Here is a 15,499-nt window from a genome sequence, read left to right as displayed (position 1 = left end):
ATGAGTCCGCACGGTGGGGTACCATCCGTCCGGCACCATCTAGTACATAATATATTCTGAGAGGACGCGACATGGCTGGCCTGTATTTCGAGGAGTTCGAGCCGGGAATGGTCATCGACCATCCCACCCGCCGCACGGTCACCGAGGCGGACAACACGTTCTTCAGCGTGATGACCCTGAACCTGGCGCCGCTGCATCTCGACGCCGAGTACAGCAAGAACTCCATCTACGGTCAGCGACTGGTGAACAGCCTGTTCATCCTCGGCCTGGTGTCGGGCATCACCGTGCCGGAGACCACCCAGGGCACCACCCTGGGCAACCTGGGCTTCGAGCAGATCAAGTTCCCCAAGCCCGTCTTCCACGGCGACACGATCCACGTGCAGACCAAGATCGAGAGCAAGCGGGAATCCAAGAGCCGCAACGACTCCGGCATCGTGATGTTTCGCCACCTCGGCATCAACCAGCGTGACGAAGTGGTCTGTGACGCCCTGCGCGTCGGTCTGATGATGAAGCGACCGGCCGAGCAGGCCTGATCCGGTCCGACGAATCACCAACGAGGAGGACACGTCATGGTGGACGTTCAGCCTGTCGAGCAGCCGGCCTGGGTTCCCGACGAGCAGATCCGTGAGCGCAGCCGTCTGCTGACGGCGATGCGCGGCTGGGGCTTCGGCGACGATGCCACGGCAGTTACCGAGCTCAATCGCCGGGCGATCGCCGAACCCGAATGGTTCTGGCAGGCGGCGGCAACCGACCTGGGCGTGGACTTCTCGGTCCCGTTCGACCGCGCCGTCGACGAATCGGCCGGAAAACCCTTCCCCCGGTGGTTCACCGGCGGTGGTGTGAACATCGCGCAGCTGGCCGCGCATCGGCACGCACAAGGAAGCAATGCCGACCGCACCGCGATCGTTTACGAGGGTGACGAGGGTGAGCGTCGCACGCTGACCTTCGCCGAACTCGACGTCGAGGTGCGCCGCTTCGCCGCCAACCTCACCCAGCTGGGTGTGCGGCGTGGCGACCGGGTGGTGCTGTTCATGCCGGTGGTGCCCGAAGCGGCCGTGGCGTTCCTCGCGATCGCCATGATCGGGGCCGTCTCGGTGCCGACCTTCAGCGGGTACGCACCGGACGCACTCGCGACCCGCCTGCAGGATTCCGAGGCGGTGCTGCTGGTGACCGCGGACGGTACGACCCGGCGTGGCAAGCGCGTCGAGCTGAAGGCCACCGCGGACGCGGCGCTGGAGGCGGCGCCCTCGGTCCGCAAGGTCGTGGTCATCCGGCATCTGGGCACCGACGTGCCGATGCACGCCGGCCGCGATGTGTATTACGACGAACTCGACGCCGACCCGGCCCTGGTGGCGACCGCCGACACCGAGTCCAACGACCCGCTGACCATCGTCTACACCTCGGGCACCACCGGTCGCCCGAAGGGCATCGTGCACTCGCACGGAGGCTTCGCGGTGAAGACCGCGGTCGATTTCGGCTACGGCTTCGATGTGCACGACGGCGATGTCGTCTCCTGGATCACCGATCTCGGCTGGCTCGTCGGTCCGATGCTGATGACCGGCCCGCTGCAACTGGGCGCGACGATCGTGATGATCGAAGGGCTGCCCACCCATCCGACCGCGAGCCGGATGTGGGAGATCATCGAACGCAACGGCGTCACCGTGGCCGGTATCGCGCCCACCGCGGCTCGAGCGCTGAAAGCGGCGGGAGATGCTGTCACCCACGAGATGCCGAGCCTGCGGACCTTCGTTTCCACCGGCGAAGCCTGGGATGAACCCACCTGGTGGTGGCTGTTCTCCGAGGTCGGCGGTGGCAAGCGACCGATCGTCAACTACAGCGGCGGCACCGAGGTCGGCGGCGGCATCCTGATCGGCTATCCCTTCCTGCCTGCGGCCCCGGCGGCCTTCACCGGTGCACTGCCCGGCGTCGACGCCGCGGTATTCGGCGAGGACGGCAAGCCGGTCGTCGGTGAGATCGGGGAACTGGTGGTGCGCAACACCTTCCCCGGCATGACCCACGCCTTCTGGCAGGACCGCGAGCGCTACCTCGAGACCTACTGGAACCAGTGGGACGGTATCTGGGTGCACGGCGACCTCGCCAGCATCGATGATCAGGGCATGTGGCGCATCCACGGCCGCTCCGACGACACCATCAAACTCTCGGGTCGCCGGGTCGGCCCCGCCGAGATCGAAGCGGCGCTGTTGCGCGACAACAGGATCGCCGAAGTCGCCGTGATCGGCGTCCCCGACGAACTGCGCGGACAGCGCGCGGTGGCCTTCGCGGTCCTGCGCGCCGCGGGGGAGACCCCACATGACCTGCAGGACACCGCGACCGGCAACGCGGGGCGCTCGTTCGCCCCGGCGGTGGTCGTCGTGGAAAGCCTGCCCAAGACCAAGAACGGAAAAATCATGCGCCGGGCCATTCGGTCCCGGTTCCTCGGGTCACCGATCGGCGACATGTCCGCTCTCGACCCCACCACCCCACTCGAAGCGATCCCCGTGTCCGCGGGCGACGAACAGGAGTAGCAATGACTGCCGCTACCGACACCGACGACAACGTCGAGGTCGTCCGTCAGGCGACGCGCGAGCTCGCGCGCAAGTTCGACAACAACTACTGGCTCGACAAGGACAACAAGCACGAATACCCCTGGGACTTCGTGAAAGCCTTCGCCGCGGGCGGTTGGCTCGGCGCGATGATCCCCGAGGAGTACGGCGGCATCGGGCTCGGCCTGAAAGAGACCGCGGTCATGCTGGGCGAGATCTCGGCCTCCGGCGCCGGCATGAGCGGTGGCTCGGCGATCCACTTCTACGCGTTCCCGCCCGCGCCGATCGTGAAGTACGGCTCGGAGGCGATGAAGCGCGAGTTCCTGCCCCAGCTCGCCTCCGGCGATCTGCTGATGGCCTTCGGCGTCACCGAACCCACCGCGGGCGTTGACACTTCGCGGATCAAGACCAAGGCCACCAAGGTCGACGGCGGTTGGGTGATCAACGGGCAGAAGGTGTTCATCACCAATGCCCAGAACGCGCACAAGATCCTGCTGCTGGCCCGCACCTCGCCGCGTCGCGACGACAAGCCGCTGTGGGGCATGTCGCTGTTCCTGGCCGACATGGATCGCTCCAAGATCACCGTCCGCGAGATCGACAAGCTCGGCCGCGCCGCGATCGACACCAACGAGCTGTTCATCGACAACCTCGAGGTGGCCGACGATCGCCTCGTCGGCGAGGTCGACAAGGGCTTCTACTACCTGCTCGACGGCCTGAACCCCGAACGCATCGTGGTCGGCATGGAAGGTGTGGGTCTCGGCCGCGCCGCGCTCGAGATCGGCGCCGAATACGCCAAGAACCGTGTCGTCTTCGATCGCCCGATCGGCCAGAACCAGGCTGTGGCACACCCGTTGGCCGATTCCTGGATCCGTCTGGAAGCCGCTGAAGGCATGATCATGCGGGCGGCGGACCTGTTCGACGCGGGTCTGCCGTGCGGTCCCGAGGCGGCCGCGGCCAAGTACCTCGGCGCCGAAGCCGGCTTCGAGGCGTGTGACCGCGCGTTCTCCACGCTCGGCGGGTACGCCTACGCGAAGGAGTACCACATCGAGCGGCTGTGGCGGGAGGTGCGTCTGCTGCGTAATGCGCCGTTCTCCCAGGAGATGGTGCGCAACTACATCTCCCAGCAGGTGCTCGGCCTACCGCGTTCCTACTAGGAGGGAAGAACCGATGACGGGACCGTTGACGGGTGTGCGTGTTGTCGTGCTGGCAGGCATGGGGCCGGTGCCCTACGTGTCGATGTTGCTGGCGGACATGGGCGCCGACGTCGTCCGGGTGGTGCGCCCGCCGCACCGCTCGGCGCGCGAGCTGAGCCAAACTGTCGGCCTGACCGAGGAGACCGATGTGGTCAATCGCGGTGTCGGGTCGATAGCGGTGGATCTGAAGGACCCGGCCGGGCGCGAAGCTGTTCTGCGCCTGGCTGATTCGGCCGATGTGTTCATCGAGGGCTATCGCCCCGGTGTCACCGAACGGCTGGGTCTGGGCCCCGAGGAGGCCACCGCGCGCAACCCCCGTCTGGTCTACGTCCGGCTCACCGGTTACGGCCAAACCGGTCCCCGTGCGCAGGACGCCGGACACGACATCAACTATGTCGCCCAGTCCGGCGCCCTGCACGCACTCGCGTCCGAGGGCGGCGCGCCGAGACCGCCGATCAATCTGCTCGGCGATTACGCGGGCGGCGGTGCGATCGGCGCGTTCGGCATCGCCTGCGCACTGGTGGAAGCCGCGCGCACCGGGCGCGGTCAGGTGATCGACGCCGCGATGGTCGATGGCGTCGCGGTGCTGACCGCGAAGTTGCAGGGGCTCCGTGCCGCCGGGCTGTACTCCGACGAGCCGGGTACCAATTTCCTGGATTCGGGCGCACCGTTCTACGACACCTACCGGTGCGCGGACGGTCGGTACCTGGCCGTGGGCGCCCTCGAACCCGACTTCTATCGCGAGTTCCTCACCAAGCTCGGTGTCGACACCAGCGACTGGCCCGGGCAGGACGATCGCGACGAGTGGCCACGGCTGCGCGAACTCATCGCCGAGGCGGTGGCCGGGCGCACCCGCGACGAATGGCAGCAGATCTATCAGGGAACCGATGCCTGCGTATCGCCGGTGCTCACCTTCGACGAAGCGGCGCAGGATCCGCACAATGTCGAACGCGGTGTGTTCGAACGGGTTTCGGGTGTCCTGCATCCGGCGCCCGCCCCCCGGTTCGGCCGGACCCCCGCTCGGGCGCCGTCGACACCGCCCGTGGGGCTGGGCGAACTCGATGACGTTCTCACGCGGTGGTCGACCACCGCGACTTCTACCGGCGCCGCTGCGGTGTCGATCAGCGAATGAAAGGACAATACGTGCCCGGCTACGAGGACTTCTCGTCGTTGACGATCGATCGGCCCTCGGAGGGCGTGCTGCGTATCGTCCTCGACGGGCCGAATCTGAATTCGGTTGGCGCCGAGGCGCACCGGCACCTTGCCGACGTCTGGCCGGTGATCGCACTCGACGAATCCGTGCGCGCGGTGATCATCCGCGGCGCGGGGGAGCGGGCCTTCTCCGCCGGTGGCAGCTTCGACCTCGTCGAGGACATGATCGGTGACTACAGCTCGCGGACACGGGTCATGCGCGAGGCGCGGGACCTGGTGCGCAACATCATCGAAGTACCCCAGCCGATCATCTCCGCGATCAACGGGCCGGCCGCCGGTGCGGGCCTGGTGGCAGCGCTGCTGGCCGACATCTCGGTGGCGGGTCGCCGCGCCAAGATCGTCGACGGGCACGTGCGCCTCGGCGTGGCGGCGGGCGATCACGCGGCGATCTGCTGGCCGTTGCTCACCTCGATGGCCAAGGCCAAGTACCACCTGCTCACCAACGAGGTACTCACCGGCGAGGAAGCCGAGCGTATCGGCATGGTGTCGCTGTGTGTCGACGACGACCAGGTCCAGGACCGGGCCATGGAGATCGCGCAGAAGCTGGCCGCCGGTTCGCGGGCCGGTATCCAGGGCACCAAGATGGCGCTCAACGGCTGGTACCGGCAGGCCATGCCGATCTTCGACGCATCGCTGGGCCTGGAGTTCTACCACTTCGGCGGCCCCGATGTCGCCGAGGGCGTCGGCTCCTACCGGGAGAAGCGGGAGCCCAAGTTCTCATGAGCACCGCACGCGCGCACGGCCCGCTGGCCGGTGTCACGGTGATCGGTCTGGAACAGGCCATCGCCGCCCCGCTGTGCACCCGCCATCTCGCCGACCTCGGCGCCCGCGTGATCAAGGTCGAGCAGCCCGGCTACGGCGATTCGACCCGTCACTACGACACCGTGGTCGGTGGCCTGTCGGCGCACTTCACCTGGCTCAACCACGGCAAGGAATCGGCGGCACTGGACCTGCGCGCGGCCGATGACCTCGCGGTCCTCGAAGCCATGCTGGCCGGGGCCGACGTGCTGGTGAGCAATCTCGGACCCGGCGCACTGGACCGGCTCGGCCTCGGCGTCGACGAACTCGCACGCCGCTTTCCCCGGCTGATCATCGTCGACATCTCCGGCTACGGTCGCGGCGGACCACTCGACCACAAGCGCGCCTACGACCTGCTGATCCAGGCCGAAGCGGGCTCGTGCAGTATCACCGGCACACCCGGCAACCCCGCCAAGCCCGGTATCCCGGTCGCTGATATCGGCACCGCGCTGTACTCGTATTCGGCGATCCTGGCCGCGCTCTACGACCGCGAGCGCACCGGACACGGTGCGGTCGTGCCCGTGGCGATGCTCGATGTGGTGTCGGAGATGATGGGATTCGCTCTCAATCAGGTCCTGCACGCCGATACCGAACCGGTGCCGGTGGGAATGGGCTCGCCGATGATCGCCCCGTATGGCGCCTACCCGACTTCGGACGGGCAGACGGCGGTACTCGGAACTACCAGCGACCGTGAGTGGCGGCGGATGACCGACCTCATGGGTCGCCCTGAGCTGGCCGATGATCCGCGCTATCTGCACAACGACGATCGCGTCGCCCGCCGTGGCGAGGTCGATGCGATCGTCCAACAGTGGTGTGCCACCAAGACATTGGTCGAGATCCAGGACAGTGCCGACAAGGCTGGGATCGGGAACGCGCGACTCAACGGTGTGCGCGAACTCGCCGAGCATCCGCAACTGCGCGAGCGTGACCGTTGGCGCGAGATCGGCACTCCGTCCGGCCCTGTGCCCGCCCTGCTGCCGCCGGGTACCGCACGTGACTGGCCGGTGGTGAACGGGTCGGTGCCTGCTCTCGGTGCCCACACCGACGCGATTCGCGCCGAGTTCGCGCCGACGGTGGAGTCGGGGAAGACCTGATGGATCTGCCACGCGTCGCGCAACCACCGAGCCTGAAAGCGGCTGCGGTGCAGGAGATCCGGCGCCGGATCTTCGCGGGTGAGCTCCGTCCGGGTGACAAGATCGATCAGGACGAGATCGCCGAATTCCTGGGCATCAGCAAGCTACCCGTGCGCGAGGCGCTGATCGCGCTCGAGCTGGAGAGCATCGTCGACATGCCGCCGCGCCGTGGCGCGTTCGTGGCCCCGATGACGCGTGACGATGTTCGCGATCACTACTGGCTGCTCGGCGTGGTATCGGGTCTGGCTGCCGCACGTGCGGCAGCCAGGATCTCCGATGTGTCACTGGACGCGCTCGAGGCGATCCTGAATCGGATGGAAACATCGTCGAGCCGGGACCGCGAAACCCTCAACTTCGAGTTCCATCGAATGATCAACCGCGCCAGCGGATCCCGCCGCCTGCTCACCGAGCTCAAAGTACTGGGCAGCGCGGGACCACACGGCTTCTACGAAGCCCACGACGACTGGCCCGAGACGGCCGACCGCGACCACCGCGAGATCCTGACCGCGCTGCGGGCACGCGACGCGGACACCGCCCGCACCACGACCGAGAAGCACTTCCGGCACGGCGGCGACCGCGCGGTCGAGATGCTCGAAGCCCGCCAATTCTGGGCCTAATATAATATTTTATGCGTGAACTAGGAAAGGGTAGGCATGAGCCTCACAGCCGATGAGCAGCAGATGGTCGATCTGGTCGCCGACTTCGTCGATCAGCGGGTCCGCAACCGCGTGCGCGAGTTCGAAGAGGACGACATCTATCCCGAGGAGTTCATCGAGGAGATGAAGAAGCTCGGCTTCTTCGGACTGCTCGTGCCCGCCGAATACGGCGGTGTCGACGTGAGCACCGCCTGTTTCGCCGGCGTCACCGAGGAACTGGCGCGCGGCTGGATGAGCCTGGCGGGCGCCATCGGCGGCCACTCGGTGATCAGCTACCTGATCAAGACCTTCGGCACCGACGAGCAGAAGTCGAAGTACCTGCCGAAGATGGCCGAGGGCGCCATCCGCGCGACGATGGCACTCACCGAGCCCGCGGGCGGCAGTGACCTGCAAGCCATGCGCACCACCGCGGTGCGCGACGGCGACCAGTGGTCCATCTCGGGTTCCAAGACCTGGATCTCCAACGCCGCCCACTCCGGTCTGATCGGCCTGCTGTGCATCACCGATCGCGACGCCAAGCCCGCCCACAAGGGCATGAGCGTGATCCTGGTGGAGCCCGGTGACGGGATGATCATCTCCAAGAAGCTGCCCAAGCTGGGCTACCGCGGTGTCGAAGCCTGCGAGCTGGTGTTCGACGGCCGCAAGGTCGGCGACGACGCCATCCTGGGTGGCGTGCCGAACCTGGGCTGGAGTCACATGATGCGCGGCCTCGAGGTCGGCCGTATTCAGGTGGCCTCGCGTGCCTTGGGTGTCGGCCAGGCCGCGCTCGACTCCGCGGTGCGCTACGCCCAGGAGCGCCAGTCCTTCGGCAAGCCGATCTGGAAGCACCAGTCCGTCGGAAACCTCCTCGCGGACATGGCGACCAAGCAGCGCGCGGCGCGGCTGCTCACCCTCGACGCGGCCCAGAAGCTGGACGCGGGGGAGCGTGCCGACATGGAAGCGGGCATGGCCAAGCTGTTCGCCTCCGAGACCGCGATGCAGATCGCACTCGACGCGATCCGCGTGCACGGCGGCTACGGCTACTCCAAGGAATACGACGTGGAGCGATACTTCCGCGACGCGCCGCTGATGATCGTCGGTGAGGGCACCAACGAGATCCAGCGCAATGTCATTGCCGCACAGCTCATCGCGCGCAACGCGATCTGATCGGAGTCAGAAGATGTCAACTCTGCGCCGGGCCGCGATCGTTGCCCCCACCCGTACCCCCGTCGGCACCTTCGGCGGCTCACTTCGTGACGTCGCGGTCGAAGACCTGGGCGCCACCGTGGTCAAAGCCGTGGTCGAGCGCTCGGGTATCGATCCCGAACGCATCGACGACGTCGTGTTCGCCCAGTCCTACGCCAGCTCCGAGGTGCCCTGCGTCGGACGTTGGCTCGCCCTGCACGCCGGACTGCCGATCACCGTGCCCGGCATGCAGCTCGACCGCCGCTGCGGTGGTGGCCTGCAGGCGCTGGCCACCTCGGCGATGATGGTGCAGACCGGAGCAGCTGACGTCGTACTCGCCGGCGGTGTCGAATCGATGAGCCGCATCGAGTACTACTCGACCAGCACCCGCTGGGGTGCCCGCGCGGGCACCGTGCAGCTGTTCGACCGGCTCGACCGCGGCCGCGAGCGCTCCCAGCCCGAGGCCAGGTTCGGCAAGATCTCCGGGATGATCGAGACCGCCGAGAACCTCGCGCAGGACTACGGTCTGATGCGCGAAGAGGCCGACTCCTTCGCCGCCCGTAGCCATCAGCGTGCCGCCGCGGCGTGGGCGGAGGGCCGTTTCGCCGACGAGGTGGTGCCGGTGACGGTGCCGCAGCGCAAGGGCGACCCGGTCGTCTTCGCCGCCGACGAGGGCATCCGCCCGGACTCCACGGCACAGACGCTGGCGAAGCTGCGCACGATCACCCCCGGCGGCACCGTCACCGCGGGCAACTCGAGCCAGCAGAACGACGCGGCAGCGGGGCTTCTCGTCGTCGCCGAGGACCAGCTCGACGCCCTGGGCCTGGAGCCGATCGGCTACCTCACCGGTTGGGCCGCCGCGGGCTGCGAGCCCTCGCGCATGGGTATCGGTCCGGTACCCGCCGTCGCGAAACTCGCCGCGCGCCAGGGTAGCGACACGGTGTCGCTGCTGGACTCGATGGACCTGGTCGAAGTCAACGAAGCCTTCGCCGTGCAAGTCCTCGCAGTCCTCGAGGGCTGGAACTGGCGCGACCACGACCGCCTCAATGTCAACGGCTCTGGCATCTCCCTCGGCCACCCGATCGGCGCCACAGGCGTGCGCATGGTGACTACCTTGCTGCACGAGCTGCGTCGTCGTGGCGGTGGCCGTGGCCTGGCCACCATGTGCATCGGTGGTGGCCAAGGGATGGCCGCCACCTTCGAGACCGCCTGATCACCGTCAGGCACCGACTGTGCCCCGGCGAACCGAACAGGCCCGCCGGGGCACAGCCATTTACTCGAAAGTCGAACGTGATCCTATGAAGCAAGTCAGCACACCATGAAGCACGACAAGCAATCACCGTGTCCGGAAGAGCCCGACATTCGCCTGATGGTCCAATTCGCCACCATGCGTATGGAATTCGTGGCCTGCCTGACAGCAGCGATGGTGTTCGTCCAAGACGTGGCCCGCCGTCGCCTCTGCGATGTCACGGTGGCGGCGGCGCACTACACCGACCTGCCCCGACTGCCGAACGAACGCTTGTATTTGCTGCCTTGAGAAAGCTGAAGCCGGCTCGAACCTGAATCGCCCTGAGGCGATAAGGTCCGAGCCGGCTTCGGTCGTTTCAGGGACGCAGCAGTGCGGCGAACTCGGCGATCGGGGTGGTGGGGCCGCCGGTGGTGATCGCGGCGAGCAAGGCTTCGCTGCGGTCGGCGCCCATGTCGGCGACGGTCAGGTCGCGGAACTTGGTGTCCAGATCGGCGGGGGTCATGGGGTTTTCGGCGGTGCCGCTCGGGTTGTCGACGAAGATGTGTTCGGTGGTGCCGTCGTGGTAGACGACGGTGATGTCGGCGACCCAGCGGCCAGGATATTCGGCGTCGAGTTCGGTATCGACCTCGATCTTCACCCGCCGCGCCATGGCGGCGACCTCGCTGCCCTCACTCAGATCGAGGCGGCCCGCCATGAAGTCGTGGTGGGCGCGGAAACCGTTGCCGCGGCCCAGGATCGCCAGGGCGAACTGGAACGGCAGGCTGTACTGCAGGTGCTCGATGATCTGGGGGGCGTAGGCGTTGGCGTTCTGGTTGCCGATGATCACGTCGCCGCCGGACTGGATGCCCAGGCGCACGGATTCGACGTCGGCCGCCCGGGCGGTGAGCTGCTGGGCTCCGTCGATGTAGGCGTGGTTGATGCCGCAGCAGCAGTAGGGCTTCACCCACACGCGGGTGATCTCGAACGAAGCATCCGGTGCGAACAGCTCGGCCGCGTCGTCCGCGACCGGCCTGCCGACAAAGGTGCGGTAGAAACCCTTGCCACCGGAGAGGAACGTGGTCGGGCCGGTGATGCCCGCGGCGGCCATCTCCGCGGCGCGAATGCCGTTGCGCGTTCCGATACCCGAGTGCAGCCGCTTCACCGAGCCGCCCGAGGAGGTGTATTCGGTGGTGCCCGAGCTGTGGCTCATCGCGATCGAGAGCGCGTGCGCGGTGCGTTCGACGTCGAAGCCGCGCATCTTCGCGACCACCGCCGCGGCGCCGAAGGCCGACAGCAGACCGTGTGGGTGGAAACCGCGTTCGAGCAGTTGCGGCGCGGCCAGGATGCCGATGCGGGTGTAGACCTCGTAGCCGGCCACGATGCCGGTGATGACCTCGCCCAGCGACGCCCCGAGTTCCTCGCCGACCGCGATGGCCGCCGAGACCACCGCGCTGCCAGGGTGACTGGAACTGGAACGATGAGCATCGTCGTACTCGAAACCGTGCCCGTAGGTCGCGTTGACGAAAGCCGCGTCGGCAGCGCTCATTTCGTCACTTGACGCGGTGACGTGAGCGGCACCGGGCGCGTGCGAGGCCTTGGTCAGCTCGAGCACGGCCCGGCTCCACGGCAGCGAGGCACAGCCGATCTGCACCGCCAGCTGGTCCTGCATCAGCCGGCGCGCGCCCGCGAGCGCGTCGGCCGGGATCGAGTCGTAGTCGAGTCCGGTGACCAGCTGGGCGACCGCGTTCTCGAGTGGGGGTAGGGAAGGCATGAAAGACCTTTCGGGGTATGCGAACGTCAGGCCAGCGTGTCCAGCAGTGACTGCGGGAGGCCGTAGGACTTGGACTCGACATAGGCGTCGAAGCCTTCGAGGCCCGCTTCACGACCGATGCCGCTGTTCTTGAAGCCGCCTAGCGGAGCGAAGAAGCCGGCGGGAGTGCCGTTGAGTTCGACTGTGCCGGTGCGGATGTGGCGGGCCACGGCCAGCGCGTGCGCGGGGTCGGCGGCGAAGACCGAGCCGTTGAGGCCGTAGTCGGAGTTGTTGGCGATCTCGATCGCCTCGGCCTCGGTGTCGAAGGTGTGCACGGTCAGCACCGGACCGAACACCTCCTCCTGGGCGATTCTCGCGTTGGGGTCGACGTCGGCGAAGATCGTGGGCTGCACGTACCAGCCGCGGTCGAGGTCCTCGGGCCTGCCGCCACCGACGAGCACCTTGTTGCCGTCCGCCCGTGCGTCGGCGATGAAACTCTCGACGCGCTCACGCTGGCCGCGACTCACCAGCGGGCCGATCTCGGTCGCCGGATCGAACGGATCGCCCACCGGCATCGAGGCGACCATCTCGCGCAGCCGGTCGTAGAGTTCGTCGCGCAGGGAACGGGCGACCACGATGCGGGTCTTATTGCTGCAGACCTGCCCGGTGTTGCGCAGCGACAGCGCCCGGATGATGGGTACCGCGACGTCGAGAGCGGTGTCGTCGAGCAGGATCGCGGCGGACTTGCCGCCGAGCTCCAGGGTGACGCGGCGCAGGTCTTCGCCGCAGATGGCGGCGATCCGGCGGCCCGCGGCGGTCGACCCGGTGAACGAGACCTTGTCGACGCCGCGATGGCGGACCAGGTGCTCACTGACCTCGCGGCCGGCGACGACCACGTTGACCACACCCTCGGGCAGACCGGCCTGCTCGAAGATCTCCGCGAGCAGGTAGGCCGACATCGCGGTCTCGGGCGACGGCTTCAGGATCGCGGTGCACCCGGCCAGCAGTGCGGGCGCGAGCTTGATGATGGCGATCTGCAGCGGTGCGTTCCACGGCACCACAGCCGCGACGACGCCGACCGGTTCGCGGGTGACCAGTGCGTTGCCGGTCACGGATCGGCGGATATCGGACCACTGGTACTGCGGCGCGAGTTCGAGGAACGCGTCGAGCAGCATCCGGGTACCCATCGACTGCATCCTGGTCGACAGCGTGATCGGGCAACCCATCTCGGCGCTGATCAGCCTGGCCACCTCGTCCTGGCGCGCGGCGAGCGCCTCACTGACCCGGGTGAGCACCGCGATCCGTTCGGCGAGTTCCATGCGGGGCCACGGGCCGGAGTCGAACGCGGTGCGCGCGGCGGCGACGGCGGCGTCGATATCGGCTTCGGTGCCCTCGGCAACTCGCGCCAGCACCTCCTCGGTGGCGGGGGAGACGACCTCGAAGGTCGCCTCCGACGACGGCTTCACCCACTCGCCGCCGATGAACAGCTTGTCGAACTGTCCCTGCCACAACTCTGTCTGAACACTCATTGGTCGACCTATCGTCTTCGTCGGCGATCGTATGCCGGGGTGCGAATTGCCTGGTCAGCACCGTTTGTGGGAGGCATTCTGACCGCGCCGTGTGATCCGGCTCATGTAAAGTATATGATATAACCGAGGCCATCGGCGGAAGTTTCTGTGTCCGCCGCCACTATGCCTATCATGTCGGTTACCTGGCTCACGCATGCCCACCGATCCCGCTGGAATGTGACCGGTGGCACCACTGCGTGGAGATAATATATAATATGAGCCAGTGAGAAAAGGGAGACAGGCTATGCAGCACAGGCCGCTCGACGGTATCCGGATCCTGGAGATCGGGGGCTACATCGCGCTCCCGTACGCCACGTCGATGTTGTGCGCGCTCGGCGCCGAAGTGGTGAAGGTAGAGCGCCCGGTGGTCGGCGAGGACTTCCGGCGCCATCAAAACGATGCCAGCCCGTACTTCCGGCAGTACAACACCGGCAAGCGCAGTCTCGCCGTCGACCTGAAGACCCCCGAGGGCATCGCGCTGGTGAAGGCATTGGTGCCGCACTTCGACGTCGTGCTCGAGAACCTCCGTCCGGGCAAGGTCGCGGCGATGGGGCTGGGGCCCGAGGATTGTCGCGCGCTGCGACCCGACATCGTCTACGGCTCGGTGACCGGCTTCGGCAACGGTGGACCGCTGGCGAACCGTCCCGCCTACGACACCATCGGACAGGCGTTCGGCGGCCTCTACTCGCTCTTCGGCGACGAGGGTCACCCCCAGCTGACCGGCGGTCTGAGCGCCGACCTGGTCACCGGGCTGAGCACTGCGGCGGGTGTGCTCGCCGCACTGGTCGGTCGATTGCGGACGGGGCAGTCGCAGCACGTGGAGACCTCGATCATGGAGGCGGTCAGCGTGCTCGCGGCCGACGGCATCAGCCAGGCATTCGAGCTCGGCGCCGATCCCACCCGCCAGAGCAGGCATCCGCAGGCCCAGAACTTTTGTGTGCGGACCGCGTCAGGGGAGTTCTTGGCCGTCCATCTGTCCTCGTCGCAGAAGTTCTGGCAGGCGTTGTGCCGGGCGATGGACCGCACCGATCTCGCCGCGGACCCGCGCTTCGCCGAGTACCGGCCGCGCGAGGCGAACTACCACGAGCTGGTGCCACTCGTCGCCGCCGAGTTCGAGCGCCGCACATTCGACGAGTGGGAGAAGGTCCTGACCGCCGAGGATGTGCCGTTCGCGCCGGTGTTGTCGATGACCGGCTACGTCGAACACGAACAGGTCGACTGGCTGCGCATGATCGAGCCGCAGGACGACGGGCTCGCGCTCGTGCGACCGCCGTGGCGCTTCGAAGGTGAGCGGCCGGACCGTCCGGGCGCGGCGCCGCGCGTCGGCGCCGACACACGCTCCGTCGCGAGTGAGATCTACTCCGCGGAGCAGATCGACGAACTCCTGGCCGCGGGCGTGATCTCGGTGGAGGACTGACCGTGGCGCGCGCGACCACGACGAGCACTGTGGCGCAACCTGTTCCGATAGCGGACAGATCGGCTGTGGTGGCCGAGCTGTTGTCGAGCAGGTGGAGCTGCCGGGCCTTCGAATCGCGTGAAGTGCCACGGCCGACGATCGAGCGACTACTCAGCCTTTCGCAGCGGTCCGCGTCCTGGTGCAACACCCAGCCGTGGCAGGTGATCGTTACGACAGGGGAGGGCACCGAGCGGTTCCGGGCTGGGCTGGCCGACTACGCCGCGGGGAAGGGCGGTGAGCTCGGAGAGGAATTCGACTTCGCCCCGCCCGCGGAGTATCGCGGCGTGTATCGCGAGCGCCGCAGCACGACCGGTTGGCAACTGTGCGAGGCCGTGGGTGTCGAACGCGGTGATCGTGCGGCGTCGGCGCGGCAGGCTTTCGAGAACTTCCGGCTGTTCGGCGCACCGCACGTCGCGATCGTCACCACCGCGGCGGAGCAGGGTGTGTACGGCGCCGTGGACAGCGGCCTCTACATCGGCACCTTCCTGCTCGCCGCGACGAGCTTGGGAATCGCCACGATTCCGCAGGCCGCGCTGGCAGGCCGCTCGGCCTTCATCCGGGACTACTTCGACATTCCCGAGGATCGAAAGGTGCTGGCGGGCATCTCTTTCGGCTACGCCGCCGTCGACCATCCCGCCAACAGCTACCGCACCGCGCGGGCGCCACTGAACGAGGTCGTGACCTGGCGTAGCGAGTAGTCCGTCCGGTTCGCGTCGAGGTCGAGGCGAACTCGGTCGGTATCGAAAGACAGTGGCCGGGTCGGTTGCGTCGGTACAACGAAGTACCGCGCAACCGACC

14 protein-coding genes are annotated in these 15,499 nt (G+C 67.4%); 12 read left to right on the top strand and 2 right to left on the bottom strand.

Annotation, left to right across the window (positions count from 1 at the left end; genetic code table 11):
- Positions 1-71: 71 nt before the first annotated feature.
- The 10 genes from ACFULV_RS31950 to ACFULV_RS31905 all read left to right on the top strand — a co-directional run bounded on the left by ACFULV_RS31950 (position 72) and on the right by ACFULV_RS31905 (position 10,236).
- Entirely contained in the window at positions 72-533 is a 462-nt protein-coding gene (locus ACFULV_RS31950; protein WP_101463091.1) for a MaoC family dehydratase, read from the top strand.
- Between the two features lie 36 nt (positions 534-569).
- On the top strand, positions 570-2,525 hold the full coding sequence (locus tag ACFULV_RS31945) for an AMP-binding protein (protein ID WP_378663231.1): 1,956 nt from the start codon (positions 570-572) through the stop codon (positions 2,523-2,525).
- A 2-nt stretch (positions 2,526-2,527) separates the two neighbouring features.
- Positions 2,528-3,697: an acyl-CoA dehydrogenase family protein gene (locus ACFULV_RS31940; RefSeq protein ID WP_378663228.1), complete on the top strand. Its 1,170-nt coding sequence runs from the start codon at positions 2,528-2,530 to the stop codon at positions 3,695-3,697.
- 13 nt (positions 3,698-3,710) lie between these two features.
- The gene (locus tag ACFULV_RS31935; RefSeq protein ID WP_378663225.1) at positions 3,711-4,868 is read left to right on the top strand and encodes a CaiB/BaiF CoA transferase family protein; all 1,158 of its coding nucleotides are present in this window, start codon (positions 3,711-3,713) and stop codon (positions 4,866-4,868) included.
- Positions 4,865-5,671, top strand: coding sequence for an enoyl-CoA hydratase/isomerase family protein (locus ACFULV_RS31930; protein WP_378628123.1), 807 nt, complete (start codon positions 4,865-4,867; stop codon positions 5,669-5,671). The genes ACFULV_RS31935 and ACFULV_RS31930 overlap by 4 nt, the downstream gene beginning before the upstream one ends.
- Complete coding sequence (locus ACFULV_RS31925; RefSeq protein WP_378663223.1) at positions 5,668-6,840, top strand: CaiB/BaiF CoA transferase family protein; 1,173 nt, start codon at positions 5,668-5,670, stop codon at positions 6,838-6,840. The genes ACFULV_RS31930 and ACFULV_RS31925 overlap by 4 nt, the downstream gene beginning before the upstream one ends.
- Entirely contained in the window at positions 6,840-7,496 is a 657-nt protein-coding gene (locus ACFULV_RS31920) for a GntR family transcriptional regulator (protein ID WP_378663221.1), read from the top strand. Before ACFULV_RS31925 ends, ACFULV_RS31920 begins: the two co-directional genes overlap by 1 nt.
- A gap of 36 nt (positions 7,497-7,532) precedes the next feature.
- A complete protein-coding gene (locus ACFULV_RS31915; protein ID WP_378628131.1) occupies positions 7,533-8,681 on the top strand; it encodes an acyl-CoA dehydrogenase family protein in 1,149 nt (382 codons plus the stop codon).
- Between the two features lie 13 nt (positions 8,682-8,694).
- Complete coding sequence (locus ACFULV_RS31910) at positions 8,695-9,912, top strand: acetyl-CoA C-acetyltransferase (RefSeq protein ID WP_378663218.1); 1,218 nt, start codon at positions 8,695-8,697, stop codon at positions 9,910-9,912.
- A 105-nt stretch (positions 9,913-10,017) separates the two neighbouring features.
- A complete protein-coding gene (locus ACFULV_RS31905) occupies positions 10,018-10,236 on the top strand; it encodes a hypothetical protein (RefSeq protein ID WP_378628134.1) in 219 nt (72 codons plus the stop codon).
- A gap of 67 nt (positions 10,237-10,303) precedes the next feature.
- Here the strand turns inward: ACFULV_RS31905 and ACFULV_RS31900 are convergent, their stop codons facing one another.
- Positions 10,304-11,698, bottom strand: coding sequence for an MmgE/PrpD family protein (locus ACFULV_RS31900; RefSeq protein WP_378663215.1), 1,395 nt, complete (start codon positions 11,696-11,698; stop codon positions 10,304-10,306).
- Between the two features lie 26 nt (positions 11,699-11,724).
- Positions 11,725-13,206 (bottom strand): aldehyde dehydrogenase, encoded by a 1,482-nt coding sequence (locus tag ACFULV_RS31895; protein ID WP_378663213.1) that lies wholly within the window; start codon positions 13,204-13,206, stop codon positions 11,725-11,727.
- 283 nt (positions 13,207-13,489) lie between these two features.
- On the opposite strand from ACFULV_RS31895, the gene ACFULV_RS31890 reads away from it, so the two are divergent.
- Positions 13,490-14,662 carry a CaiB/BaiF CoA transferase family protein gene (locus ACFULV_RS31890; protein WP_378663210.1) on the top strand — a complete coding sequence of 391 codons (1,173 nt, stop codon included), beginning with the start codon at positions 13,490-13,492 and terminating at the stop codon, positions 14,660-14,662.
- Between the two features lie 29 nt (positions 14,663-14,691).
- Positions 14,692-15,399 carry a nitroreductase gene (locus ACFULV_RS31885; RefSeq protein ID WP_378663320.1) on the top strand — a complete coding sequence of 236 codons (708 nt, stop codon included), beginning with the start codon at positions 14,692-14,694 and terminating at the stop codon, positions 15,397-15,399.
- Positions 15,400-15,499: the final 100 nt, after the last annotated feature.

The organism is Nocardia sp. NPDC057272 (genome assembly GCF_042668615.1).
Taxonomy (GTDB): domain Bacteria; phylum Actinomycetota; class Actinomycetes; order Mycobacteriales; family Mycobacteriaceae; genus Nocardia.
This window is presented reverse-complemented; position numbering and strand designations above follow the sequence as displayed.